Annotated in this window: 1 protein-coding gene; it reads left to right on the forward strand. The window is 26.2% G+C overall.

Going from position 1 to position 910, the window contains the following annotated elements:
- Positions 1-101 precede the first annotated feature (101 nt).
- Positions 102-770, forward strand: a complete 669-nt coding sequence (locus KW502_RS15265; RefSeq protein ID WP_219041408.1) for a hypothetical protein — start codon at positions 102-104, stop codon at positions 768-770.
- The last annotated feature ends 140 nt before the right edge of the window (positions 771-910 follow it).

Below are 910 nucleotides of genomic sequence, written 5' to 3' on the forward strand. Positions count from 1 at the left end.
AAACGAACTTTTAAGGCATTAATACAAAAGCAAACAAAAATTAATGCAAATTTTGGCTTTACCCCTAATTTCAATTATTTTTTAAAAAAAATTAGGTAGTTTTGAGACAGACTGCCGTTACCTGCAATATGAAAAAAATTACATTATTAGTATTATTTGTTTTCCTTAATTCTCTTCTAGTTTTAGGGCAAAATATACCAAAAAACTACGTAGTTATCGACTCAATTTTAGGAGATTTAGATAATGATAATATAAAAGAACTTGTTGTTGTCCTTAACACTAAAAAAGCAGAAAAAGAGAATGAAAATATTCCTAGAGAACTAAGGATTTATAAAAAAATAAATAAAAAATGGATAAACTGGAAAAATTCAGAACAAGCTCTTTATGGAAGTCGTGAAGGAGGAATGGTTGGTGATCCTTATGCTGGAATTAAAATAAAAAATGGAATACTTTTAATAAGTCATTTTGGTGGGAGTAGTTGGAAATGGGGTTACACAGACAAATATAGATTTCAAAATGAAAATTTTTATTTAATTGGCTATGAAAGTAATTATGGAAGACCTTGTGATTTTTGGGAAAATGTCGACTTCAATTTATCTACTGGAAAAATAATTTTTGAGAGAGAATTTGAGGATTGTGAAAAAGAAAAAATTTACAAAAAAGAAAATGAAACTTTCTATGAAAAAAAATTAAAAATAACTTTAGAAAAAAGACAAGCTCAAAAAATAGAAATAACTTCACCGAAATATAATTACAAAATTCACCTTTAAAAAATACTGTGGCTAACAAAGAACTGAGGTAAAAAGCAACTCTTTTCTTCTTTAATTTTAGAGCATATTTATCCTGTACTAAAACCTCCATTTCTTTAATCTTAGTACTTCATATCTTTATTAATTTTAATATTACTTCG

The sequence above is a fragment of the Mesonia aestuariivivens genome (assembly GCF_019311235.1).
Lineage (GTDB): Bacteria > Bacteroidota > Bacteroidia > Flavobacteriales > Flavobacteriaceae > Mesonia > Mesonia aestuariivivens.